A 23340-nucleotide genomic window follows, 5' to 3' on the forward strand; every position below is an offset into this window, starting at 1 on the left:
ATGATCAGGTTATTTGGTGCGCGGTACGAGGTACAGGCCGTCCGATTCGTCCATCTCGACTTTGATCAACCCTTGACAGTACATACAACCGTCCTCGACACCTAATACTTTGGTCTTTTTTTGGCAATGGGGGCATTCTAAAGTGGGGATCGACATCGACATCGCTCCGACGCGGAAGTAGATGAACACCGAGATCAGGATCATGATCATGCCGAGGACCAGCAGGTACGGCATCAGGACAGGCACGAACACGCCGATGTACATCACGATAAACGCAAGAAAAATCAAGCCCAGCGCCCAGTTGCGCAAACGATTTAATTTCATAGGAAAATCCCTCATTTTTTGCAGAGTCTGTCTCCATGCTACCCTACTTGCAGGTGCTTTGTCCAATGAAGGAAATGTGAAAGGAGGAGTCCGCTTGTCCACTTTGAAAAGAACTCTGTTTGGAAATCCGTGGCGCTTTTCATTTTTTCTGCTCGCAGGATTCCTGATCCTTCTGCTCGCGTTTTTGCTGTACATATGGTTCGACCTGACCAGCGCTCGGCCAAGCCCAAGTGCGTCCTTACCCTCTTCTCAAGTCAATACGGCGGGCGTGCCGATCGAAGCGAACGTATCGATCGATTCGATCAATCAATACCTTGCGATGCAGTTGGCCAAGCAGGAGACGCCACTGCAACATGCCAATTTGGCGCTGGAAAAAGGGACGGTGCGCACCGATACGGCTTTGTTCTTTTTCGGGCGGCAGATGAATTTGTCGATGTGGATGCGTCCGCAGGTCCAACAAAACGGTGACCTGACGCTGGTGGCGGAGGACGCGAAAGTCGGCAATTATTCGATCCCACTGAAGACGCTGTTCGCCGTGCTGGAAGGTCTGCCCTGGCCGCCGTGGGTGCATGTGGAGTCGGAGCAATATACGTTGCAATTCGCGCTGTCGGAGCGTCCGAGCGACAAATATTCCTACCGAATCAAGAAGATTGATTGGGGTGGCGAGCGGATTCAATTGGAAGTTCTACTACGCGAATAAGAACAAATGTTCCTAGAATTAAAGTTTAAGCTTGCAAAAATACGAACATATGTGCTATTCTTGACATGTAAAGTCGTATTCAAGTGAGGGATTGCTTGCATGAAAAATGCACTTCAAAAAGAACCGATCTACCAGTCTGTGCGCGTGGATGATGGTCCGAAGCTGGTTCTCGTTGACCGCGGACGCATCCTTGATGAGCTCAAGTTGGGTGAGTTTGATACCCGCACGGTGAAAACGCACCATGGACAGATTTTGTCATGTGTGATGGAAGCGACTACCTATTATCGCGAAAAAAAATAAAGCAAAAGTACATGGTCCGACCGAGACCCGGAGGACGTTATGCAGAGTGTGTCCATGTGACTGTCAGTTGTTGCTGTACAGTCCGAAGATGGCACGGCTCGCATAGCGTCTTTTTTATTGAAAGGAGCACGTTATCTGCATGACAGCAAAAATGGATAAATGGCATGTTGTTCTCGATCCCGGACATGGAGGTTCGGAGAGCGGTTTTACTACAGATACGCTGATCGAAAAGGAGATCAACCTCGCGGTCTGCCGCAGGTTGCAAACGATATTGGAAGGGTATGGCGTCGATGTGCTGCTCACTCGCACCGGCGATGTGGACGTATCAGCGGTGAAGCGGGCCGAACTGGCTGCGGCGATGGAGGCCGATCTGTTCGTCTCGTGGCACTGCGATTTTTTGACCGATGAAGAGGTCAGCGGCGTGTCGCTGTGGGTCAACGAGAATGTGGATGAGCACTACATGATCGAGTTTGAACTGATCGGTGATGCGATCGTAGATGCGACCAAGCAGATCATGCTCGGCGTGTTTCAGGACAGCGACAAGGTGTTGTCCTTAGTCGAGGTGCCTGCCGTGCAGATTCGCGGCGCTTTTTTGTCGAGTGTGCTGGAGCGTGATTGCTGCAAAAACCCAGACTTTTTGCAGGCCCAAGCGCAAGGGGCGGCACGCGGCATTATCCGCGTGCTGCAACAGTTGTCCCCCAATGTGTAGGTTGGCTGCATAGGAGTAGTGTGAAGGAGGAATGCAAATGCCAAGAATTGTGCTCGACCCTGGGCATGGCGGCCGCGATCCCGGTGCGGTCGGCAAGCGATTGCGGGAGAAAGATGTAAATTTACAGGCGTGCCTGTATCTGCGTGAGGCACTGCTGCGCGCCGGATTTCAGGTGCTGATGACGCGGGACAAAGACATTGAGCGGGTGCCGGGCGTGACCGATGCGGTCGATCTGAAGGCACGTGCGATGCTTGCCAACACCAATTCGGCCGATCTCTACGTTTCGTGGCACTATGATGCTAGCGTCGATGAAAACGTGCATGGCGTGTCGGTGTGGATTCACCCGTCACAAAAGGACAGAACTGCCTATTACAAGGCCGACCTGATCTGTCACCACATCTCGACGGCGACCGGACAGAAGCACCGTGGAGTGTACCTCGGCGATTTTCAGGTGTTGCGCGACACGATGATGGATGCGGTGTTGATCGAAGGTGGATTTATCACCAATGCGCTGGAAGAAGCGAAGATGTCGGATGCGCACTTTTTGCAAACACAGGCCGAAGCGGTCGCAGTCGCGCTGTGTAAAATTTTTGACCGTCCGTATGTGGCACCGATCATGGTGGCACCGAAGAAACCTCGTGTCGATGATCGAGTGACGGTGAAAGTAAACGGCGCATCACTGGTACAACAGGGGCGCTTAATTGAAGGCAAGACCTATGTGCCAGTGCGCGAGTTGGCCGAGCTGCTCGGCTGTGTGATCGCTTGGGACTATGATACGCATACGGTCAGCTTAACAAGGGGGGAGTGAAAAAATGGAGTGGAATCAGCAACCTTTGACATCTCTGTACGAGACGTCCTGCTTATGGGGTTGGAACTGGGTTTGTTCGTCCTTCTCGTGGTACTCTATCGGTGGAAATTAAAAGCGCTCGGCTATTACCGTACAACGATGAGCGTCAGACAGCGTGAATGGCTGAATTTGATCGGAAGGGAGGCCTTTCATTACGCTGAGCGGGCGTTTACTCATTACGACGGACCGGCCAAGCTGAACGAAGCGGTAAAATACGTGCTGGAGCGTAGCGATCAACAAGGTGTGGAAGTGACATACCCGGAGATCCGCGCTGTCATCGAAAAGGCGAAGGCCGAAATGGTGCTTAGCAAATAGCAAGAGACACACCGCGCGGTGTGTCTCTTTTTTGTTGCTTTAAAACGAGTTGCTCAAGACGGTCAGGAAATCGTTCATAAACGGCGCCATGTCCCCGCCGCGCGAGATGAAGTGCTTGTAACCGCTGAGCCGTTGAGTCACCTCGAGATTGCCTGTGACGTAGACCTTTTGGACATGCGGCAACGATTGTTTGACCGTACTTTCGACCTTGCGTTTCAAGGAATCTGAGATCGTACCGGAGATCGAAGAACGCGGACCTTCTCGTGTCGCAGCGTTGCTGCGAATTCCTTCGGTTTGCAACTGCTCCACCGTCATTCCGGCTGCCGATTTGGGGTTGGACGTAGTGCCCCAAGGGCTTTCTCCACGAAAGGAATCTTGCTTGATTTGCGCATCGGGAATTCGTTCATTGCCGATGCTGGTCAAGCCGACATAGGCGTGACCGTTGTAGACCAGGACGGTCGTGTTTTGGATGCCCGGATGCTGATTCAAGCGCTGTGCCAATTCGTTCGCGGCGAGAATGCCGTTGCTTTGCGCATCATTCATCAGCCGCTCCGTGCCTAATTGCGCATTGCGAGATTGAATGGTAGCGCCGCCGCTATCGTGTGCACGATCGGGAAGCGCTTGCTGGCCACAGCCCCAAAGACCTGTGGCGACGAAGGAAAGCAAACACACAGCGGACAACCCGTTGCGCCAGGACTTCATCTTGCAAAACCTCCTCACAGCAGGCGTTTACATGCTGCACTTAGCATCTGTCGCTCCGTTCGCTTTCATGAGCGGGAACGTTTGGGGACTTGCCTTGTTTTTGTAAAGCTTCGCAGATGCGGTCGATCCCTTTAACCACATTTTCATAGTTGGTGGTCAGTGACAGCCGGACATAGCGATCACCTGTGCTGCCAAATGCGGTCCCTGGCGCCACCACCACACGGTACTCCTCCAACAGGTGATCGGCAAACTGCTCGCCGTTCAGGTTGGCTGGCGTCGGTACCCAGAGGTAGACGGTGCCTTGTGGTGGATGTACATCCCAGCCGATCTCTTTGAACTTTTGCAAGGCGTAACTCATGCGGCGCTTGTACTCTTCACGCTGCTCGTGCGGGAAGGAAGAGCGAGTGATCTCGGTGAGCGCCGTGACCCCTGCAAATTGAATCGGTGCAAAGATGCCGGAGTTGATGTGGCTTTGCACGACGAGCAAGGAATTGATCACCTCTTGGTTGCCGATGGCGGCGCCCAAACGCCAGCCTGCCATATTGAACGTTTTAGAAAACGTGATGAACTCCACGCCGACATCCTTGCCGCCTGCATATTCGAGGAGGCTTTTCGGTTTGTTGGCCGAATCGTAATACACTTCGCTGTAGGCATGGTCATAGCAGAGCAAAATTTGATGCGCTTTACAAAAAGCGATCGTTTTTTCCATAAAATCGGGCGGTGCAAAGACGCCCGTCGGATTGTTCGGATAGTTGAGGAACAAAAGTTTTGCCCGCCGTTTGGTCTCGTCATCAAGCCCTTCGAGGTCGGGCAGATAGCCATTTTCTTTGGTCAAAGGCAGCCGCACGACCTCGCCGCCCGCAAAAAAGATGCCATCGTTATAGGCTGGAAAAGACGGATCGGGTACGAGACCGACGTCTCCTGCCGAGACATAGGCGAGCGAGATGTGAAAGAGCCCTTCTTTCGAACCGAGCAGTGCGATCACTTCCGTTTCCGGGTCGATCTCGATGCCGTATCGTTCGCGGTACCATTTGGCCACATGCTCGCGGAAGAACAGCGAGCCTTTGAAGGCCGGATAGTGATGGTTTTCCGGGTCGGCTGCCGTCTCTTGCAAGCGTTTGACGACCGCATCTGGCGTCGGATGATCGGGGTCCGCTTTGCCAAAATCGACAATATCTTGCACGCCCGATTCGCGCAGTCGGAACACCCGCTCATCGAGGCGGGCGAATATGTAGGGGGGCAGGCCCTTTAATTTGTCAGCTTTTAGCATGTCTGTCTCCTCCTCAGGATTGTTCTCAAGTAGCCTTCCCTAATCTGGATGATTTCTTGTTGACAGCCGATCTCTTTTGCAGGTAATCTAGAGACAGGAGTTAAACAAACGTTTGATTAAAACAATCGTTTAGATGAGGTGGATGAAGATGGGACGTACGCTTGGGCTGTTTTTTAAGCAAAAAACGACGATTATCGGATTGATCACGATGTTGCTTTTCCAGTTGATCTTTGCGGTGGTCTGGATGAACGGATATGATGATGTGACCGCGCGGATGGATCAGATGAACATCGGCGTGATCAGTGAGGACGCTGTGACAGGCGCGGAAATTGCAAAGCATCTGGTGTCGAGCTTACCGTTTCGCATGCATGATCTTGCATCTGTCGAAGAGGGGAATGAAAAATTGAACGCCCGCGAACTGCAGGCGGTGATTCACATCCCAGCCGATTTTTCAGCACAGCTACAAAAACAGGGTGGAAAGACAGAAATTGAAGTGCTGGTCAATGAATCGAATCCGGCGATGGTAAAAAGCGTCGGACAGCAGGTGTTGGGCGAAGTGACGAAGAATGTTAATGAACAGGTAACCCAAACATCAATCGTGGCGGCGCTCGGCCAGATGCGCGTACCTGCTGAACAGGCGCAGGCGTTGGCTTCCGGTGTGACTGGACGTGTTACAGGCACGTATACGGCGCTCAACCCGATTTCTAATTTTGCTTTGCAGATGGTCCCGATGATGGTTGTGCTCGCTTCCTATGTCGGCGGGATGCTCCTGTCGATGCAATTGACAGCATCAGCATCGATGATTGCGGGACAGACCAATCGCTGGATGCGCTTTCTGGCCCGTCAGATCATCGGCGCTGGGGCAGCTGTGCTCGTCGGATTTATCGCCACATCGATTCTCTATCTGTTTGATGTGGAGCCGGCGGCTGGATTTTGGTCTTTGTGCGGATTCTTGATCTTGACTTTGTTCGCGTTTATCTCTTTTGCACAGATGTTTTTATTTCTGTTCGGACAGGCGGGCATGCTGTTTAATATCGTCGCCTTGTCGCTTCAACTCGCAACCTCTGGCACGATGTTGCCGCGCGAGCTTTTGTCTGACACCTTTTATGCAATCGGGAATTACCTTCCGGCTACGTATGCGGTGCTTGGCAATATGAACTTGTTGTTTGGCGGCACGGGAACGAGCGGAGCAGTCTCCAGCTTGCTGTGGATCATGGTGGCATCGCTCGGCGTGTCTGTGATCGGCGTGTTGATTCATCGAGACCCTTCGGCTAAGAGATGATCAGATCAGAAGGTTGTGGTAGCAAATGAGTGAAACTGTGAAAACAAAAATCCTCGATGCGGCGAAGCGCCTTTTTGCAGAAAAGGGCTTTGAAGCCACATCGGTGCGTCAAATATGTGAGGAGGCAGGGGCCAATGTGGCACTTGTCTCTTATCATTTCGGTGGTAAAGAGAAATTGCTGTTTGCCGTGCTCGAGTCTGCATTCCCTGGACCTGAAATCTTTGGGAAAGTTGATGCGATTGAAGATCCAGTGGAGCGGTTGAGCCAATATATCGCAGGCTACATGGACTGGATGCGGCAGGAAGATGAAGTCCATAAAATTTTGATGCAGGAAATTATGGTGAAGTCGGATCGGCATCACCAAGTAGGGCGCTATCCGATTTTGTTTTGGCAGCGTCTGTATCGGACGATGCTCGAAGGGCAGCAGCTGGGCGTCTTTCAGTTTGTCTCGATCAAATCGGCGATGTTGCAGACGATGGGGGCGCTGTTGTACCCGAAGATGGCTCCAGCCTTTGTGATGGAACTGTTTGACGATGAAGGGTTGTCCGACGAAGAGCTCGTGCAGGCGAGGCAGCAATATATATTGCGTGGGCTTGGTGTACACCCTACGGAGAGCGGACGAGGCGGTGAAGCATGAAGGAAGTCGTGATTTATACGGACGGTGCCTGCTCGGGCAATCCAGGGCCAGGCGGTTATGGCGCGGTGCTGATGGCAGGCGAGCATCGCAAGGAGATTTCCGGAGGAGAGCGGGAAACGACCAATCAGCGCATGGAATTGCTGGCTGTCATCGAGGCGCTGAAGCTGTTGAAATATCCCTGCAAAGTGGATGTGTACAGTGACAGCGCCTATTTGATCAACTGTTTTAAGTCGCGCTGGTATGTGAATTGGGAAAAGAACGGTTGGCTCAACTCGCAAAAGCAGCCGGTCGCCAACCGCGATCTGTGGGAAGAGTTGCTGCGGTACTATCGGACGCATCAAATACAGTTTGTCAAAGTGAAAGGGCATAGCGGTGACCACTGGAATGAGCGCTGTGATCAGTTGGCGCGGGCGGCCGTGCCGAGGTAAGGATGTGAGGTTTGGATGGGCAAGCATGAGATCGACAAGGAAACGATTGCTCAGATCGGTGAGGAACTGGGCATCGACGGGATCGGCGTGACGACTGCGGAGCCATTTCATGATGTGTACGAGCATCTGGTCATGTATCGAGAGTCGGGGCATGAGTCTGGATTCGAACATGGTGTGTTGGAAGAGCGGGTCGATCCGAAAACTTTTTTCCCGGAAGCGAAGTCGATCGTGGCGATTGCGATGGCCTATCGCACCGAAAAGTATGCCGGTCAGAAAAAGCCGGAAGGTCTGCGCGGTCAAATGTCTGTCTACGCGTGGGGGATGGACTATCATAAGGTGCTGAAGCAGAAGCTGGAGCTGTTGGTAGCGCGCTTGGAAGTGGAAGTCGGGCGGCCGATCGTCGTTCACAATTCGGTCGATACCGGGCCGTTGGTCGATCGGGCCGTGGCGCAGCGGGCGGGGATTGGCTGGGTGGGCAAAAACTGTTCGCTGATCACCGAAAAGCACGGTTCGTGGGTCTTTCTCGGTCAACTGGTTTGTGATGTTGACATCGAGCCGAACGAGCCTAGTTTATTGCCGCAATGTGCGGATTGTCCCGACCTGTGTCTGAAAGCCTGTCCGACCAAAGCGTTGGTCAACCCCTTTCAGACCGACTCAAGCAAGTGTTTATCTTACATCACCCAGATGAAAGGGCTGATCCCCGAAGAGTATCGGGCCAAGCTCGGACGTCGGTTGTGGGGGTGTGACACCTGTCAGGTGGTCTGCCCGAAGAACAAGGACGTGGCTTTTGGGACGGCGATCGAGTTCGACCCGGAGCCGGAATTTGCGTTTCCCGACCTGATGCATCTGTTGGAGCTGTCAAACAAGCAATTTCGCCGTGAGTTTGGCGAGTCGGCGGCCGCTTGGCGCGGTGCGAAGGTGATGCAGCGCAATGCGATCATCGCCCTTGGCAACATGCGTGAGAAAGCAGCATTGCCGAAACTGCTTTCGATGTTACAGCAGGATGAGCGGCCGGAGATTCGGGGGACGATTGCGTGGGCCTTGCGTAAGATCGACGCTGAGGGCACTTGTGAGGCTGTAGCGGAGGCGTTTGAACGGGAGACGGAGGATGAGGTCAAGCAAGAGATGGCATGGGCTGTGAAGCTTAGAGAAGGGGGAGCGGAAGCATGAAAGTGATCAGCGCTTGTTTGGTGGGGTGTCAGTGCCGTTATGACGGAGACGACAATTTGATTCCTGCATTTCAGCAGATGGTCGAGCAGGGCGAGGCGGTGTTTGTCTGTCCAGAACAGCTTGGCGGCTTGTCCACACCGCGCCCGCCCGCCGAAATTGTAGGCGGCACAGGCGAGGATGTGCTCGACGGCAAAGCAAAAGTGCTGACCAACCAAGGTGTAGATGTGACCGATCAGTTTTTGAAAGGTGCACAGCAGGCGCTGAAAATGGCTCAATTGGTTGGGGCACAAGAAGCGATTTTAAAGGAGCGGAGCCCTTCCTGCGGCTCGGCGCTCGTCTATGACGGCACCTTCTCAGGTGACAAACGACCGGGGGATGGTGTGACGTCAGCGCTGTTAAAGCGACATGGCATCGCCGTCTTTTCGGAAGAGACCTACGCGAACAAGGATCGTCAAAAGTAGGTCTGGTTGTTGCATACGACACATTCCGCCCCGACCTGCTTGGGGCACATCTTGCTCGATGGTAATTGACGCAACTCGATCAAGATGGGAAGGTGACATGGATCGGCTGACCAATTGGTCGGCTTTTTTATGTTCGCCTGATGCGAGCGATCTGCTTCTCAAAGTCGTCGAGAAAACGGAGCCGCTGCGGTTCTTCCGCTTCGGCCAGTTGGAAGTAGCCGAGGTGATTGGGGTCGTGGTCGATGTCATAATGTTGGTAGCCGATGCGCCAGAAACGGTGCGGGAAGCGGAGCAGTCCGCTTAAAATCATGTACTCGGCAGGTGTCAGCGGCGAGATTGCGCCGTAGTTGACCAGCGCATGGCGGGCGACCGCTTCGTCCCATTCGTGCCGTTGGAGCGCGCGGCGCATCAGATGGGCCAAATCGAGTGTGCGCGGGCCAAACGCAGCAAAATCGAAGTCGATCAAGGCCACTTGGTTGTTCGGCGTATAGATCATGTTATAAGGTGTCAAATCGAGATGTAGAAGCGGTGGGTCATCCTCTTCGAACAACAGATGTGAGCGCACCTGTGGCCGTCTGAGCGCCTTTAGCGCTGTATCCGATTCGGCGATATAATGATCGGCATGTTTGAGAAAGATTTTGTCGATATCGTCAGGCCGCGACTTGATCGAAGCGCGACGCTTCCACTCGACCAATTCGTCGCGTCGGTCGTTAAACCGATCGACCATGTCAAAGATCGACGGTGGCGCATATCCGGATGGGTCAAACCCTCGTGATGCCTTATGAAAATCGGCCAAGGTGCGCGTTGCGAGGGCCAGTTGTGGCATCGAGCGGAAATCGACCTCCTGACCGCGAAGCCAGCGTGTCGCATAGTAGGTATCTCCACCGATTTGCGCATAGGGCAACCCTTTTGACGTCAGCAGAAACGGAGCAAAGCGAGTAAACTTTTGCTTTTCGACATGTTGGAGCGCCTGATGCAAAAATGCAACATGTGCAGAGCGGAGATCGCACTTTTTCAGTGATACCAGTCCTTGATTGGTGCGCAGTCGAAGCACAGGGCCGAACGGTTCGACCTTGGTCGGCGTAATCTTGTAGGACTTGAGCACAGTCGGATTGAAGCCATGACGACGAATCTGCGCGTGCAGATCGCTTGCGGAGCCAGGCAGAGCGCTGCCCAGGTCGCTTTGGGATAGCCGACCTTGGGACTTGGAGGTGCGCTCTTTTTTTACAGGAGAATTGTTTTTTTTCACTTGCCGAGAGCGTATTGGCCGCTCCCTATTTCTTTGCCGTGACTTGGGGACCCCGTCCGATTGTGACCAGGACCACCAAGCGGGAGGCTGACGTTTCTTCGGCTTTGGTGAAACGTCAGCTTCAGCCTTTTTTCCATCCCCAGTTGGCTTTTTTGTACCAGGCTTCCCGTCTTTCATCCATTTCGGAGGGCGCATCATCTCGTTGAACAACTGCTTCAGCCAGTCTCCGCCCTTGTTGCTGGTTGATTTGTCCGCCAAGTTATCTCACCTCCGCTTGACATTGCTTTTACAGCATATGACAAGGTGTCAAGCGTTGCGCATACGCAAAAGACCACCCGCTGGTGCCGGGTGGTCTCTGCGTGGATCGTAATTCGTTTACGCGAGCGTTTTCCATACTTCGAGCTTGGTTTTCATACGACGGATCACTTCATCGGTGAAGTCGGTGGTCGATGCGGTGCCGCCGAGATCTGCGGTGCGAGTGCCTTCGACAACCGCTTCCAAAGTCGATTCGTAGATCGCACGGGATGCGAGATCCGCTTCTTTCGTTTTGAAGAAGGTGAGCAAGGATGCGGCTGCGAGGAGCATCGCCATCGGGTTGGCCACGTTTTTGCCGAACAGACCAGGTGCTGTGCCATGCGGAGCTTCGGCCATCACAGTCGAGGTGTTCTGTTGATCGTCGAACGCCAGCAGGATCGATTCGGCACCTGCGATCGAGCCGAACATTTGCAACACGAGGTCGGAGAGGCAGTCGCCGTCGCGGTTCAGTGCCGGGATGACCAATGGTTCGCCCGAAGTGTTCATCAGCAGCGCATAGGTGGCGTCGATCAATTGCGGTTCGTATTTTACTTCCGCATAGCTTTTCGAAGCGAGGTCCATCTCTTCTTTCAGCATGCCTTCGTAAACCGGGGAAACGGTGAATTTCGGGCCGCCGAATACTTTTGCATTGGTTTTGCGCGCTTGTTCAAATGCGTATTGAGCAACACCGCGGCAGATTTTGCGGGAGATTTTCTCGGTGCGGTAGGCGATTTCGTCCACGCCTTCGCCTTCGCGCCACTCTTTTGCGCCGTATGCATCGTCAACCGCCATGCGGACGACAGAGATCGGTGCGTACACGCCTGCAACCGGAGTGATGCCCGGAATGCGGCGACCTGTGCGCACGATGACGGTGCCGTCGATGCCTTTGCGCAGGATCGCGTTCGGGGAGCCGACATCGCCCGGAATCTCTGGAGTGATCGTCGCCGCTTTGTAGCCGTAGCCGTGTTCTTTCATCGCGGCTGCCGCTTCGTGCACCACTTGGTTTTGCGTCGCACGGCGGTTTTCGAGCGACAGGTCAAAACGTGCAAATTCGATGTTGACACCGGTAAGCGTCGGATCGAGCACGCGCAGCCCTTCTTCAAGCAATTCTTGACCGGTTTGGTCGCCTTCCATCACTACTACTGTAAATTTTTCCATGGAGTTCACCTCATATGTCGAATAGCTGAAGCTGTGTGCATGTGCATTGAAAAGTAAAGGGGGAAGCTTGTCGCTCCCCCTTAGTGTTAGCAAATCGTCAGCAGTTCATTAAACCGCTTGGGATTTGGTGTAGTTGAGCAAACCGCCTGCCAGAATGATGTCGATTTGACGTCCGGTCAGGTCATGGGTCACTTTGAACTCGGTGCCTTTGGTTACGTTTTTCACAGTCAGTTCGTTACCTGCTTCGATTTGGCCGCGCAGGTTGTCGATTGCGATTTCGTCACTTTGTTCGATCGATTCGTAGTCCGCTTCGTTCACGAAAGTGAGCGGGAGCAGGCCGAAGTTGATCAGGTTGGCACGGTGGATACGAGCGTAAGACTTCACGATGACAGCTTTCACGCCGAGGTACATCGGAGCGAGCGCAGCATGTTCACGGGAAGAACCTTGGCCGTAGTTGTGGCCGCCGATGATGATCGATTTGCCAAGTTCTTTCGCACGGGACGGGAACTGCGGGTCAACGCGCACGTAAACGTGCTCGGAGATCGCCGGGATGTTCGAACGCAGCGGCAGAACTTTTGCACCAGCCGGCATGATGTGGTCGGTGGTGATGTTGTCGCCGACTTTCAGCGATACCGGAGCGTTCAGTGCGTCTGCCAGTTCGGTGTTGACCGGAAGCGGCTTGATGTTCGGGCCGCGCACGACTTCAACAGTGTCCGGCTCTTCGGACGGAGACAGCACGAGGCGATCGTCGATCAGGTACTTGTCCGGCATTGCGATGGTCGGCAGGTCGCCCAGTTCGCGCGGGTCGGTGATGAAGCCGGTCACAGCAGCAGCTGCGCAAGTTTCGACAGATGCCAAGTATACTTTTGCATCGGCAGTACCGGAACGGCCTTCGAAGTTACGGTTGAACGAACGAACGGATACAGCGCCGGAAGACGGAGCTTGACCCATGCCGATGCACGGACCGCAAGCGGACTCGAGGATACGAGCGCCAGATGCGAGGATGTCAGCCAGTGCGCCGTTGCGAGCGATCATTTCGAACACTTGCTTGGAGCCCGGAGATACGACCAGAGATACGTTCGGGTGTACGGTCTTGCCCTTGAGAACCGCCGCGAGACGCATCAGGTCGGTGTACGAAGAGTTGGTGCAGGAACCGACTGCCACTTGGTTGACCGGAATTTTTTGACCGTTCAGTTCCGGAACCGGAACGACGTTGTCCGGGGAGTGCGGTTGTGCAATGTTCGGTGCCAAAGTGTTCAGGTCGATGATGATCTCTTCATCGTAGGTTGCATCTGCATCTGCTGCCAGCGCAGTGTAGTCGCCGCCGCGGCCTTGTGCTTCGAGGTAGATGCGGGTGTTTTCGTCAGACGGGAAGATCGAGGTGGTAGCACCAAGCTCTGCACCCATGTTGGTGATGGTAGCGCGCTCCGGAACGGTCAGCGATGCTACGCCTTCGCCCGTATATTCGATGATCTTGCCTACGCCGCCTTTAACGGTCATACGGCGCAGAACTTCGAGGATGATGTCTTTTGCTGCGACCCACGGTTGCAGTTTGCCTTGCAGTTCAACCTTTACAACTTTCGGAGAGTTCAGGTAGAAAGCGCCGCCAGCCATTGCGACTGCGATGTCCAGACCGCCTGCACCCATTGCGATCGAACCCATGCCGCCCGCAGTCGGGGTGTGGGAGTCAGAACCAAGCAGGGTTTTGCCCGGCTTTGCGAAACGCTCGAGGTGTACTTGGTGGCAGATCCCGTTGCCCGGGCGCGAGAAGTGAATCCCGTGCTTCGAAGCAACCGTTTGCAGGAAGCGGTGGTCGTCCGCGTTTTCAAAACCGGATTGCAAGGTGTTGTGGTCAACGTAGGAAACGGACAGTTCCGTTTTAACTTGCGGCACGCCCATCGCTTCAAATTGCAGGTACGCCATGGTACCAGTAGCATCTTGAGTCAGCGTTTGGTCGATGCGGATTGCGATTTCTTTACCAGCTACCAACTCGCCTTGGACGAGATGAGCTTCAAGAATTTTTTGTACAAGATTCTTTCCCATTCCAAAAACCTCCCATAAACCTCATATGAGTCTCTGCAATCTAGCGTACCCTAAAGGGAGCCTAGACCAACAGGAAATTCAAACATGATCAGAAGACATCAGCGGTGAACTCGCTTAGACCATCTTGGAGATGAACTCAGTCGATTTGCGCACCGCAAGTGCAAACTCTTCCACCGAAGCCGCAGTGAAGCGGTCTACAGGGCCAGAGACGGACAACGCTGCCACAATCTGGCCTGTGCGCGAGAAGATCGGTGCTGCGACCGCAGCCGCGCCCAACTCCCGCTCTTCGATCGAGACCGCATAGCCTTTGTCCCGCACCGTTTGAATCGATTTGATAAATTCTTCACGGTTCAGATCTTGTGGCCAGCTCGGATCGTTCAAAAACAATTCGATTGGTTCTTCCGCATAGGCGAGCAACACTTTGCCCGATGCGCCGACATAAAGCGGCAAGCGTTTGCCGATATCGGCGACGCGCCGCACTGGCTGGGTGCTTTCCACCGCTTGAATGCGGATGCGCTCAATCCCGGAGCGGACATACAAAGATGTCGTTTCACCGAGTTGATCGCGCAACCGGGTCATCTCAGGTCGGACGATCGAGGATAGGTCGTCCGATCGGTTGATGTTTGAGACCAACTCCAGCACGCTCCAGCCGAGACGATACTTCTCGGTGGTGGGATGGCGTCTCACAAAGCCTTTGCTCTCCAGTGAGGCGAGCAAGCGGTGTACGGTGCTCTTGTGCAGCCCGATTCGCTTGGCGATGTCCGAAAGTCCCAACTCGGTTTCCGATCCGGAAAAGCAGAGCAGGATATCCAGAGCCCGTTCCACCGCACGGACCGTGCCTTTTTCACCTTCCGCAGCCATACTGCAACCTCCTCATAGCGGAGTGTTTCGTTAGATGAAACCCTGTTTCATTTTATAGTATACCATGAGTGGGAAATTGTTCAAAGATTTTTTTTCCTGTCAGGGAGGCAAGCCAAACCCGCATATAGCTTGATGATGAACGCATGCACTCGCTAGTGTCTCTTTTGAGCGGGGAAGCCATTCAAACAGGAGGTCTGCCCCATGGAGAAACAGGTGTGGCTGAAGACGGTCGAGGAATTTTTTCGAGAAAAAAATCGAGCTTGGCTGCAAGGCGAAGAGACGACGCTCCTGCACTATTTGTCAGGCACGCCAGCCGATTGTCATTCGTTTCAGGAGGTGCGGGCACTGCGCAATGCCTTACAGTCCCGAGAGGTGCGTTATCGCAAGGCGAAGACCGATCTGCAGATCGTAAAAACCTATTGGAACAGGGAGCAAGAGACAGCGACGGTCGATCTGATCGAACAGGTCCGCTTTTTTTATGAACAGGGGGATGACATCGGTCATGAAGCGCGGCGCAGCGTGCACCGCCTGACCTTGATTCCGTTTGGCGGCACGTGGAAGGTGGTGCAGGATCAGGCCGACTGTGAGCAGAAAGCACCGCATCATCCGAAAGTAGAAGCCGTACAGCTTGAGGAAGCGAGCGTGCGCTTGGCAGAACAGCGTCTGGTGCGCGGCCGATATGATCGGGTCCGAGCGTTTAAATTTGCGGAGCTGTGGTGGAACAGCTACAACCCGGCCTATCAAAAGATACAGGGCAACGATTGCACAAATTTCATCTCGCAGGTCGTGCATGCGGGTGGGATGCCGATGATCTTCACATCCTCCCGTGGAACTGGCTGGTGGCACCGCAACAAGTCCTGGAGTTACTCATGGGCGGTCGCACATTCGTTCAAACTCGCCTTGTCGCGTCTGTTGCATGCCCAAGCGGTGGCCGACCCGCGGCAACTGAAAGTGGGCGATGTGATCTGCTATGATTGGGACGGCGACGGACGCTGGCAGCACAATACGGTCGTGGTCGATTTTGATGTAAGCGGCATGCCGCTGGTCAATGCGCACACGGTCGCATCCCATCGTCGCTATTGGGATTATCGGGACAGCTATGCGTTCACGGCGCGCACTCAATATGTTTTTTATCACATCCCAGACAATTTTTAAAATTTTTGTCGTGAATGGACGAAAATGAGCAGGAGTCACCCTATTTCCAGTAGAAGTAATGTTCCGATATAAAATTCAGTCAAATTCTAAATGGAAGGGGGAGCTTCCCGCTGGCAAAAAAACGCTATGTATACGGATTGATTGGATTTTTGATCGGACTCTGTTACGGACTTTTTCATTTGACTGCTACTTTCTTTGATATGATCGCGCATGGCGGAATTGGTTTGGGATTCGGTGTGGCACTTTCGGTATTGCAGGAGAAAAATCAAAAATTACTGCGCTCGCACCAGTCGTCGCTCAATGCTCTGGCCAATGCGGTCGCTGCTAAAGATGATGAAACGAACGGACACTGTCAACGCGTCGTGCGCTATTCGGCGTTGATCGGTCAGCGACTCGGCCTTGACGCACGCATGCTCCAGCAGCTCGAGTGGGGAGCCTTGCTGCACGACATCGGGAAGATTGCGGTACCCGATTCGATTTTGAAAAAACCGTCTGCGCTCACGGAAGAAGAATGGGCGGTGATGAAGGAACATCCGTTCATGGGACATTTGATGGTCAAGGACATCGACTTTCTCAAAGAAGGGCAGGATGTGGTGCTCTACCACCATGAGCGAATTGACGGACGCGGCTATCCGGCTCAGTTACATGGGGAGGACATTCCGCTGCTCGCCCGAATTTTTGCGATCGCCGATACGTTCGATGCGATCACGTCCGACCGTCCGTACCGCAAGGCGCAGTCGATCGAATTTGCCCGAGAAGAAATTATGCGCCATGTCGGGGCACAGTTTTGTCCGCGCTGCGTAGATGCTTTTCTGGCGATTCCGATCGGTGATTTGGAACGGATTCAAGAGGAGTCAAAAATATTGGAATATGAGTCTTTGCAGTTACAAAAATTTAAGAATATATCATAAATTCTACTTGAACAGCCTTCCCAGTTGCGAGAGGCTGTTCCTTTTTGTATGCTAGTATCTTAGAAAGCTTTTAACCCTGCTGTTTAAAAAAGGGGGTCCTCACTTCAATGCACATTGTACTTGTTGAACCAGAGATCCCGGCGAATACGGGAAATATCTCTCGTACCTGTTCTTGTACAGGTTGTTCGCTGCATCTGGTCAAGCCTCTCGGATTCTCCGTTGATGATAAGCAGTTAAAGCGGGCCGGTCTCGATTACTGGCACTTGCTCGACTTGCATTACCACGACAGCTTTGCAGACCTCCGGGCCAAGTATCCGCAGGGTCGTTTCTTCTTTGCAACGACCAAAGCGGACAAGTCGTACACCGACATCGAATTCGGCCCTGACGACTTTCTTGTCTTTGGACGAGAGACACGGGGACTGCCAGATGAGCTGATCGAGGAAAACCGCGACAGCCTGATTCGCATCCCCATCCTGCCGGACGCACGGTCGCTCAACCTGTCGAACGCCGTGGCCGTCGTCGTCTTTGAAGCCCTCCGCCAGCAAGGATTTCCGAATTTGACGTAAGAGAAGAGGAGACGCATCATGGGACTGACAACGCTTCTGTTTGATCTTGACGGCACACTGCTGCCGATGGATAACGACCGTTTTGTCAAAGGGTATTTCAAGCACCTTGCTGCCAGCGTGGCCCATCTTTTGCCGCCGGAGCAGTTTGTGGCCCAAGTCTGGGCATCGACGAAAGCGATGGTCAAAAATGATGACGCTGCTCTTTCTAACGAGCAGGTGTTTAAATCGGACTTTCTTGGCACATTACAAGTGACAGGCGATGATTTCTTTCCAATTGTCGATGCGTTTTATGCCCGAGAGTTTGGAGAGTTGGCACACCTGTCCGAGCCGACCCCTTTGGCTCGCGAGATCTGCTTGGCCGCTTTGGAAAAAGGATACCGGCTGGTGTTAGCGACCAATCCGCTGTTTCCGCGCACGGCGACATTACACCGGATGCGCTGGGCTGGTATTGACGATTTGCCCTTTGAACTGGTCACCACATATGAAGACAGTCATTTCTGCAAACCGAATCCAAATTATTACCGCGAGATCGTACAGAAAATTGGCGCGCCTTACGAATCTTGTATGATGATTGGGAATGATGCCTACGAAGATCTCGTCGCTGGCACGATCGGTCTGCAGACCTATTGGGTGAACAACGGCGAGCCAGCACCCGAACATCCTTTGCCGTTTGATCGTCAAGGGACGCTGGATGACCTCTTGCAATTCGTACGCGTTGAACTCCCGGCCTTGCGTTAGCAGCCGACTGCTATGGACTGTGCCCGCGCACAGTCTTTTCTCTTGACTTCATTGTGAATGGGAGCTGTGCTTGCTTAAAAAAATTGGTCTATTCGGGTCTGGAAATGTATAGAATGAATTAACTCCGTTAATAATGTTCGGGTAAAGACGAAAATTAATTGACTCAAAGTAAATGTTCATTGCAATCAGCGAACGACTGATGGATCGAACGAGAGGAGAATGTGTGTATGCCAGCAACGTTGGGACAGAAGATTAAAGAACTACGCATTCAGAAAGGTTTGACGCAGAGTGATCTTGGCTCCGGGATGGTAACCCCGTCGATGATTTCGCAAATCGAAGCGGACAAAGCCAACCCGTCGCACAAACTGCTGCAAGCGATCGCTGAAAAACTGGAGACCCCGATCGAATATTTCCTGACCGATATGCAGATGCAAATTGAGCAGATCGCTACATACAAGGTGGCACGAGCCATGATGGAAGCCGGGGAGTATGAGCAAGCCGTTCCTGTGCTGTCCGAATTGATGGAGGATTCGATTCCGCAGCTGCACTCGGCGGAAATTCAATTTGACCTCGCGGAATGCCAATTGGAGACCGGGCACTTGGATGAGGCGATGGACGGTTTCGACCGCGTCTTGTCGTCGGCTGCCACTCGCAAAGACCTGTACATGCAGATCCTGGCCCTGAAAAAGCTCGGCCTCGTCGAGAAGAAACGCCACAATTATCCGCTGGCCATCTACCACTGGCAAAAGGCGCTCGATCTGATCGAAAAGCTGGAGGAAAAAGATCCGTTCTTGTCCTCGGAGATTCTCAGTCAGCTCGGTGAAGTCTACGGATACCTCGGTGAGAAGAAAGACGCGCTGAGCGCTTACAAGCGCGCGCATGAGCTGTTGGGAGGCTCGGTCAACTTTACGATGATCTCCGATCTGTATCGCCACCTTGGTCAGAAGTTCAAAGAGATTGGCGATTTTGATCGGGCGAGCGAGTATTCGCAACATGCGATCTCCCTCTACCGCGGTTTGAAAAATATCAAGCTCGCGATCGAAGTGAAAGAAAACTTTGGGATCTCCAAAGCAGAAGGTGGCGATCTGAACGTCGCGCTTCAGACGCTGGCTGAGTGCCTGACCGAATACCAAGAGTATGGCTACAATGACAAAGTGGCGCATACGCATGGTGAGATGGCGCGCATCTATCTGACCAACAAAGTGTTTGATGAAGCGTCGAAACACTGTGAGGCGGCACTGCAACTGCTGTCCGATACTGAAGTCGAGCGCGGCTATGTCTATCGCACCTTCGCGATCATCAAAAAGGAGCAAGGCCACTTCGAGGCTGCGATCGAGTATATGGAAAAATCGGTCGGCGTATTCGAAGTTGCCGATCTGCCTCGTGAAATTGCCAAATCGTACTCGCTGCTCGGCGACATCTACAAAGATCAAGGCGACTTGCAAAAGGCGATTCATTCCTTAGAGCAGATGAAGCGCGCAATGGAAAGCAACTTGAAGGAACGTGGCATTGTCCTCTAAGTTCCATCACATACTAAGCACTGGAATAAGCCCCGGAAACGGGGCTTTTTGTATGTTGACACAGTGTCAGTCAGGAGCGTATAATCTTTTCATCATTTGGTTTTTGTACTGACCAGTCAGTTTTAGGAACGAGGAGGTGGATGCCTTGTCTTATGTTTCATTTCAACATGTGGAATTGAGCTACGGGCGGCATCAGATATATCGGGATTTGCATTTCGATTTGGAGGACGGGCAGATTGGGGCTGTGTATGGCCCATCGCGGACGGGGAAATCGAGCGTGCTGTTGCTGGCGTCGGGGAACCTGCTCCCTTCAAAAGGTGAGGTGCAAGTGGGCGGGAAGAAGCCGGACAAAAAACGGGTCGGCCTCGGACCGATTCAAGACTTGTCGCCGCTGTTCGATACGTTGACGGTGGAAGAGCACCTGCTGTTTCAAGCGCGTTTGCATCATGTGCGCAAGGCGAAAGAGCGGGTGAGCGAGCTGTTGAACACGTATGATTTGGAGGAAGTGCGCAAGTATCGGGTGAAAGATATCCCACATTTGGAACAGTTTCGGACCGGACTGGCTACAGCGCTGGTGCATCAACCCAAATTGGTGCTGATCGACGAGCCGGAGCGGGGGCTGACCAATGAGGAATGGGAGATCGCCTATCGCGATATGCGCGACCTGACGGAAGCGGGTAGTACCGTGCTGTTGACGACGGTTCTGTTACAGGTGGCAGAACGCTGTGACCTGGTGGCGCAATTGCCGGAAGGAGAGGTGTGGACACGATGAGTATCTTTTGGATTTTCCGTACTGAATTTCGCCGTCTGCTACGCTCTCGCCTCGGGCGCGCGGCGGTTGTCGTCGGGATGATCATTCCGCTTTTATACAGTGGGATGTACTTGTATGCGTTTTGGGACCCCTATGAGCGACTCGATCAGTTTCCGGTCGCCATCGTCAATCAAGACCGTGGCGAGTACGGGCAAGAACTGGTGGATAAGCTTTTGGAAGACCGAAAGTTTGGATTTGAACTGGTCGATGCGCAAAAGGCGCAAGCAGGATTGGAAGGGGACCGCTATTATTTGACGATGACGATTCCACCGTCCTTCTCCGACGATGTGCGCTCGGTGGAAGGGGATCACCCACAGCGCGCTCAGCTGCATTTTACCCCGAATGAAGGCAAGAACTACATCGCCTCGACGATCACATCGCGGCTGGAAGCGCAAGTGCGCGAGGACCTTGGCAACAAGTTTAGCGAAGAGTATTTCAAAGGCATCTTCGATGTGATCGGTGATGCGGGCAACGGCCTCAGCAAAGCGGCCGACGGCGCGAACAAGCTGGCCGATGGCGCAGGTGATCTGGCGACAGGCAACCGCGACTTATCGGACGGCACGAAAAAAGTGAATGATGCAGCCCGTCAAGTGGCCGATGGCAATGCGAAGCTCGCCGCTGGGAGCGGGAAGATCGACGGTGCGATCGGCACCGCAAACGACGGTTCTGCGAAACTCGCGAGCGGGGCGAAAGACATCGCATCTGGCTCCCAGCAACTTTCGGCCGGGCTTACCACCAGCACAGGGGGAATTCGGCAAGTGCGCGATGGTTTGCAAAGCTCGCTGCCGAACACCGACCGCCTGCAAGCGGGGCTGACCCAGATGCAAGGGACGCTTGGCACCTCGGCAGGACAGCCGACCTCGGCAGACCCGTCACAGTGGTCTGTGCAGGAGATGCTGAGCTATCTCGGACAGAAATATGGCACGATCGCCCAAGATCCTGTCTATCTTGGCGCGATGCAAAAAGTAAACGGAGTCGCTGATGCGCTGGGCCAGACCGCAGGCCAAGTGCAAGGCAGTAAACAAGGTCTGGAGCAAGCGGTCGGCGCGCTCGATCAGATCTCTTCCGGCCAAGATCAAATGGTCAGCGGGGCGCAAAAGCTCACGTCTGGCAGCAACGAGCTGGCCAAAGGCGCTGCCGACCTCAACAAAGGGCTTGGCGAGATCAAAAGCGGATCGGCGACGCTTACCAGTTCTGCGACCGCACTGGCAAACGGCAGCGGTCAATTGGCTAGCGGTACCGAAAATCTGCTCAGCGGAAGCCAGAAGCTCGCCAATGGTTCCCGCGATCTGGCAGACGGCAATCAAAAGCTGGCCGACGAACTGACCCGTGCAACCGCCGATTCGACGATTAAAAATCCGGATCAAAAGGCGGCGATCATGGCCGACCCGTTGGTAACAGAGCGCCAACCACTGCATGCGGTGCCGACTTACGGCATGGGCTTTGCTCCCTATTTCATCCCGCTCTCCTTGTGGGTCGGGGCCTTGATGTTGTATTTCATCCTGTCGATGAGCGAATACCGCTGGACGTTGTCTCCCGTTTCCACGACGTCGCTTGTGCTCGGCAAGTTTTCGGCGCTCGGGGTGATCGGGGTCGTACAAGCGCTGATCGTCTCCTTTTTCTTGACCGAAGTGTTGGGCTTGCAGGTGATGCACCTGGCCGAGTTTTACCTGTTCAACATCCTGTTCTCCTTGACCGCGATTGCGATCATCGGTCTGTTGATCGCACGGCTTGGCAGCGGTCCGGGACGCTTTATCGCCATCTTGCTGCTCATCTTGCAATTGGCTTCAAGCGGCGGTACGTTCCCGATCGAACTGGTGCCGCAGATCTTCCAGAACATCCACAATTTCCTGCCGATGACCTACGGCGTGGAGGGACTGCGCTCGCTCATCTCCACTGGGGATGAAGCGCGCATTCTGCGCGATCTGCTGATTCTCGGCGCTGTGCTGGTCGGCATCCTGCTGGTCCATATCGTCACCACCCGCCGTAAGCTGCGCGTGCGTGACCTGCATGAAAAAGATCAGTTGGCCGGATAACGCAAAAAACGCCTCTGTTCCCATTGGGAACAGAGGCGTTTTTTGCGTTGCAGGCTTATGTGTGTTTCAAAACTCCTGCGAACACCATACGATTCATATCGAGGAACAATGCTTCTTCATCGTACTGCTTTTTGCCAAGCAAGATATGCAAGGCAGAGATCGCCAGCATGCCGAAGATACCCGCACCAGCATTTTCTGGATTGACGGGGTGGAAATCTCCGCTTTCGATCCCTTCAGTAATCACATTTTCAATCAGGTACATATACGAGCGTATCATCTTCCGAAACTCAAGCTGACGTTCTTCCCCGCCCCATGCTTCACGAAGCAGAATCACACAGAAGTCGCGATATTGTCCAAAGAAGTTGATCTGTTCGCGCACGATGACCTCCAGCTTTTCCTTGGGGTCCATCTCGGGCAGAAGTTTGGCCTCCACGCCATCGCGCAACAGTTCAACGCCTTCTTCGACGAGGAAAAAGAAGAGTTCTTCTTTGCTTTTAAAATGGTAGTAGATGGTGCCTTTTGCGACGTTGGCGCGTGTCGCAATGTCATCCATCGTCGCTTTGTCAAACCCTTTTTCGGAGAATACATCGATGGCAGCCTGAAAAATCAGGCTCATTTTGCTCTTGCGCATGACCATTCACCCACTTAGAAGTAAGTACTAATAACCGCTCTTAATATCATATCAGAGAAACGGCCTCATTTCAATTTTTCCAAGGACGCAACAGATCAAACGGGCTTGCATAGATATAGAATACGAACGGCACAATACGAGTCTTATCATTGACCTAATATTCAGAATATTTGCCTCCTACAGTCATAGGGCAAGCATTTGTCCGAATATCCTAATCAATAC

25 protein-coding genes are annotated in these 23340 nt (G+C 53.4%); 17 read left to right on the top strand and 8 right to left on the bottom strand.

The annotated features are described in order from the left end of the window. Window positions 1–9: 9 nt before the first annotated feature. The gene (locus tag CIG75_RS05265) at window positions 10–324 is read right to left on the bottom strand and encodes a DUF2614 family zinc ribbon-containing protein (protein ID WP_094235708.1); all 315 of its coding nucleotides are present in this window, start codon (window positions 322–324) and stop codon (window positions 10–12) included. Between the two features lie 94 nt (window positions 325–418). Between CIG75_RS05265 and CIG75_RS05270 the strand changes: the two genes are divergently transcribed. The 5 genes from CIG75_RS05270 to CIG75_RS05290 all read left to right on the top strand — a co-directional run bounded on the left by CIG75_RS05270 (window position 419) and on the right by CIG75_RS05290 (window position 3195). Beyond that, the gene (locus CIG75_RS05270; protein ID WP_157729397.1) at window positions 419–1024 is read left to right on the top strand and encodes a DUF2140 family protein; all 606 of its coding nucleotides are present in this window, start codon (window positions 419–421) and stop codon (window positions 1022–1024) included. 99 nt (window positions 1025–1123) lie between these two features. Then, complete coding sequence (locus CIG75_RS05275) at window positions 1124–1324, top strand: hypothetical protein (RefSeq protein ID WP_094235710.1); 201 nt, start codon at window positions 1124–1126, stop codon at window positions 1322–1324. A 139-nt stretch (window positions 1325–1463) separates the two neighbouring features. Beyond that, complete coding sequence (locus CIG75_RS05280; protein ID WP_094235711.1) at window positions 1464–2033, top strand: N-acetylmuramoyl-L-alanine amidase family protein; 570 nt, start codon at window positions 1464–1466, stop codon at window positions 2031–2033. Between the two features lie 37 nt (window positions 2034–2070). Then, on the top strand, window positions 2071–2841 hold the full coding sequence (locus CIG75_RS05285; RefSeq protein ID WP_157729398.1) for an N-acetylmuramoyl-L-alanine amidase: 771 nt from the start codon (window positions 2071–2073) through the stop codon (window positions 2839–2841). 9 nt (window positions 2842–2850) lie between these two features. Beyond that, a complete protein-coding gene (locus CIG75_RS05290; protein ID WP_157729399.1) occupies window positions 2851–3195 on the top strand; it encodes a phage holin, LLH family in 345 nt (114 codons plus the stop codon). 39 nt (window positions 3196–3234) lie between these two features. Here the strand turns inward: CIG75_RS05290 and CIG75_RS05295 are convergent, their stop codons facing one another. Both CIG75_RS05295 and CIG75_RS05300 read right to left on the bottom strand, forming a co-directional pair. After that, complete coding sequence (locus CIG75_RS05295; protein WP_094235714.1) at window positions 3235–3897, bottom strand: hypothetical protein; 663 nt, start codon at window positions 3895–3897, stop codon at window positions 3235–3237. Between the two features lie 40 nt (window positions 3898–3937). Then, a complete protein-coding gene (locus tag CIG75_RS05300; RefSeq protein ID WP_094235715.1) occupies window positions 3938–5167 on the bottom strand; it encodes an aminotransferase class I/II-fold pyridoxal phosphate-dependent enzyme in 1230 nt (409 codons plus the stop codon). 148 nt (window positions 5168–5315) lie between these two features. Between CIG75_RS05300 and CIG75_RS05305 the strand changes: the two genes are divergently transcribed. Genes CIG75_RS05305 through CIG75_RS05325 form a run of 5 tightly spaced genes read left to right on the top strand, consistent with a single transcriptional unit; the run spans window position 5316 to window position 9145 of the window. After that, on the top strand, window positions 5316–6449 hold the full coding sequence (locus CIG75_RS05305; protein WP_157729400.1) for a YhgE/Pip domain-containing protein: 1134 nt from the start codon (window positions 5316–5318) through the stop codon (window positions 6447–6449). A gap of 25 nt (window positions 6450–6474) precedes the next feature. Continuing rightward, window positions 6475–7086, top strand: a complete 612-nt coding sequence (locus CIG75_RS21525; protein WP_094235717.1) for a TetR/AcrR family transcriptional regulator — start codon at window positions 6475–6477, stop codon at window positions 7084–7086. Then, window positions 7083–7514 carry a ribonuclease HI gene (gene rnhA, locus CIG75_RS05315; RefSeq protein WP_094235718.1) on the top strand — a complete coding sequence of 144 codons (432 nt, stop codon included), beginning with the start codon at window positions 7083–7085 and terminating at the stop codon, window positions 7512–7514. Before CIG75_RS21525 ends, rnhA begins: the two co-directional genes overlap by 4 nt. A gap of 15 nt (window positions 7515–7529) precedes the next feature. Then, complete coding sequence (gene queG / locus CIG75_RS05320) at window positions 7530–8684, top strand: tRNA epoxyqueuosine(34) reductase QueG (protein WP_094235719.1); 1155 nt, start codon at window positions 7530–7532, stop codon at window positions 8682–8684. Beyond that, window positions 8681–9145: a 2-thiouracil desulfurase family protein gene (locus CIG75_RS05325; RefSeq protein ID WP_094235720.1), complete on the top strand. Its 465-nt coding sequence runs from the start codon at window positions 8681–8683 to the stop codon at window positions 9143–9145. Before queG ends, CIG75_RS05325 begins: the two co-directional genes overlap by 4 nt. A gap of 127 nt (window positions 9146–9272) precedes the next feature. On the opposite strand, the gene CIG75_RS05330 is transcribed toward CIG75_RS05325, so the two are convergent. The 4 genes from CIG75_RS05330 to CIG75_RS05345 all read right to left on the bottom strand — a co-directional run bounded on the left by CIG75_RS05330 (window position 9273) and on the right by CIG75_RS05345 (window position 14750). After that, entirely contained in the window at window positions 9273–10652 is a 1380-nt protein-coding gene (locus CIG75_RS05330; protein WP_094235721.1) for a CotS family spore coat protein, read from the bottom strand. A gap of 117 nt (window positions 10653–10769) precedes the next feature. Then, entirely contained in the window at window positions 10770–11846 is a 1077-nt protein-coding gene (locus CIG75_RS05335; protein WP_094235722.1) for an isocitrate/isopropylmalate family dehydrogenase, read from the bottom strand. Window positions 11847–11954: 108 nt separating this feature from the next. Then, window positions 11955–13889, bottom strand: coding sequence for an aconitate hydratase (locus CIG75_RS05340; protein ID WP_094235723.1), 1935 nt, complete (start codon window positions 13887–13889; stop codon window positions 11955–11957). Between the two features lie 114 nt (window positions 13890–14003). After that, window positions 14004–14750 carry an IclR family transcriptional regulator gene (locus CIG75_RS05345; RefSeq protein WP_094235724.1) on the bottom strand — a complete coding sequence of 249 codons (747 nt, stop codon included), beginning with the start codon at window positions 14748–14750 and terminating at the stop codon, window positions 14004–14006. Window positions 14751–14951: 201 nt separating this feature from the next. On the opposite strand from CIG75_RS05345, the gene CIG75_RS05350 reads away from it, so the two are divergent. The 7 genes from CIG75_RS05350 to CIG75_RS05380 all read left to right on the top strand — a co-directional run bounded on the left by CIG75_RS05350 (window position 14952) and on the right by CIG75_RS05380 (window position 22487). Then, window positions 14952–15905 (top strand): amidase domain-containing protein, encoded by a 954-nt coding sequence (locus CIG75_RS05350; protein WP_094235725.1) that lies wholly within the window; start codon window positions 14952–14954, stop codon window positions 15903–15905. A 224-nt stretch (window positions 15906–16129) separates the two neighbouring features. Beyond that, the gene (locus CIG75_RS05355; RefSeq protein WP_157729401.1) at window positions 16130–16816 is read left to right on the top strand and encodes an HD-GYP domain-containing protein; all 687 of its coding nucleotides are present in this window, start codon (window positions 16130–16132) and stop codon (window positions 16814–16816) included. 107 nt (window positions 16817–16923) lie between these two features. After that, window positions 16924–17382, top strand: a complete 459-nt coding sequence (trmL, locus tag CIG75_RS05360; protein ID WP_094235727.1) for a tRNA (uridine(34)/cytosine(34)/5-carboxymethylaminomethyluridine(34)-2'-O)-methyltransferase TrmL — start codon at window positions 16924–16926, stop codon at window positions 17380–17382. A gap of 18 nt (window positions 17383–17400) precedes the next feature. Next, a complete protein-coding gene (locus CIG75_RS05365) occupies window positions 17401–18120 on the top strand; it encodes an HAD family hydrolase (protein WP_094235728.1) in 720 nt (239 codons plus the stop codon). 227 nt (window positions 18121–18347) lie between these two features. Beyond that, window positions 18348–19640, top strand: a complete 1293-nt coding sequence (locus CIG75_RS05370) for a tetratricopeptide repeat protein (protein WP_094235729.1) — start codon at window positions 18348–18350, stop codon at window positions 19638–19640. 145 nt (window positions 19641–19785) lie between these two features. Then, window positions 19786–20412, top strand: a complete 627-nt coding sequence (locus CIG75_RS05375; RefSeq protein WP_157729402.1) for an ATP-binding cassette domain-containing protein — start codon at window positions 19786–19788, stop codon at window positions 20410–20412. After that, on the top strand, window positions 20409–22487 hold the full coding sequence (locus CIG75_RS05380; protein ID WP_094235731.1) for a YhgE/Pip domain-containing protein: 2079 nt from the start codon (window positions 20409–20411) through the stop codon (window positions 22485–22487). The genes CIG75_RS05375 and CIG75_RS05380 overlap by 4 nt, the downstream gene beginning before the upstream one ends. 55 nt (window positions 22488–22542) lie before the next feature. On the opposite strand, the gene CIG75_RS05385 is transcribed toward CIG75_RS05380, so the two are convergent. Further along, window positions 22543–23118: a TetR/AcrR family transcriptional regulator gene (locus tag CIG75_RS05385; protein ID WP_172844416.1), complete on the bottom strand. Its 576-nt coding sequence runs from the start codon at window positions 23116–23118 to the stop codon at window positions 22543–22545. Window positions 23119–23340 lie beyond the last annotated feature (222 nt).

This window comes from Tumebacillus algifaecis (assembly GCF_002243515.1).
GTDB lineage: Bacteria > Bacillota > Bacilli > Tumebacillales > Tumebacillaceae > Tumebacillus_A > Tumebacillus_A algifaecis.

Coding starts and splice junctions, on each gene's coding strand:
- CIG75_RS05265 (WP_094235708.1), bottom strand. CDS start 324: ATGAAATTAAATCGTTTGCGCAACTGGGCGCTGGGCTTGATTTTTCTT.
- CIG75_RS05275 (WP_094235710.1), top strand. CDS start 1,124: ATGAAAAATGCACTTCAAAAAGAACCGATCTACCAGTCTGTGCGCGTG.
- CIG75_RS05280 (WP_094235711.1), top strand. CDS start 1,464: ATGACAGCAAAAATGGATAAATGGCATGTTGTTCTCGATCCCGGACAT.
- CIG75_RS05285 (WP_157729398.1), top strand. CDS start 2,071: ATGCCAAGAATTGTGCTCGACCCTGGGCATGGCGGCCGCGATCCCGGT.
- CIG75_RS05295 (WP_094235714.1), bottom strand. CDS start 3,897: ATGAAGTCCTGGCGCAACGGGTTGTCCGCTGTGTGTTTGCTTTCCTTC.
- CIG75_RS05300 (WP_094235715.1), bottom strand. CDS start 5,167: ATGCTAAAAGCTGACAAATTAAAGGGCCTGCCCCCCTACATATTCGCC.
- CIG75_RS05305 (WP_157729400.1), top strand. CDS start 5,316: ATGGGACGTACGCTTGGGCTGTTTTTTAAGCAAAAAACGACGATTATC.
- CIG75_RS21525 (WP_094235717.1), top strand. CDS start 6,475: ATGAGTGAAACTGTGAAAACAAAAATCCTCGATGCGGCGAAGCGCCTT.
- rnhA (WP_094235718.1), top strand. CDS start 7,083: ATGAAGGAAGTCGTGATTTATACGGACGGTGCCTGCTCGGGCAATCCA.
- queG (WP_094235719.1), top strand. CDS start 7,530: ATGGGCAAGCATGAGATCGACAAGGAAACGATTGCTCAGATCGGTGAG.
- CIG75_RS05325 (WP_094235720.1), top strand. CDS start 8,681: ATGAAAGTGATCAGCGCTTGTTTGGTGGGGTGTCAGTGCCGTTATGAC.
- CIG75_RS05335 (WP_094235722.1), bottom strand. CDS start 11,846: ATGGAAAAATTTACAGTAGTAGTGATGGAAGGCGACCAAACCGGTCAA.
- CIG75_RS05340 (WP_094235723.1), bottom strand. CDS start 13,889: ATGGGAAAGAATCTTGTACAAAAAATTCTTGAAGCTCATCTCGTCCAA.
- CIG75_RS05345 (WP_094235724.1), bottom strand. CDS start 14,750: ATGGCTGCGGAAGGTGAAAAAGGCACGGTCCGTGCGGTGGAACGGGCT.
- CIG75_RS05350 (WP_094235725.1), top strand. CDS start 14,952: ATGGAGAAACAGGTGTGGCTGAAGACGGTCGAGGAATTTTTTCGAGAA.
- trmL (WP_094235727.1), top strand. CDS start 16,924: ATGCACATTGTACTTGTTGAACCAGAGATCCCGGCGAATACGGGAAAT.
- CIG75_RS05365 (WP_094235728.1), top strand. CDS start 17,401: ATGGGACTGACAACGCTTCTGTTTGATCTTGACGGCACACTGCTGCCG.
- CIG75_RS05370 (WP_094235729.1), top strand. CDS start 18,348: ATGCCAGCAACGTTGGGACAGAAGATTAAAGAACTACGCATTCAGAAA.
- CIG75_RS05380 (WP_094235731.1), top strand. CDS start 20,409: ATGAGTATCTTTTGGATTTTCCGTACTGAATTTCGCCGTCTGCTACGC.
- CIG75_RS05385 (WP_172844416.1), bottom strand. CDS start 23,118: ATGCGCAAGAGCAAAATGAGCCTGATTTTTCAGGCTGCCATCGATGTA.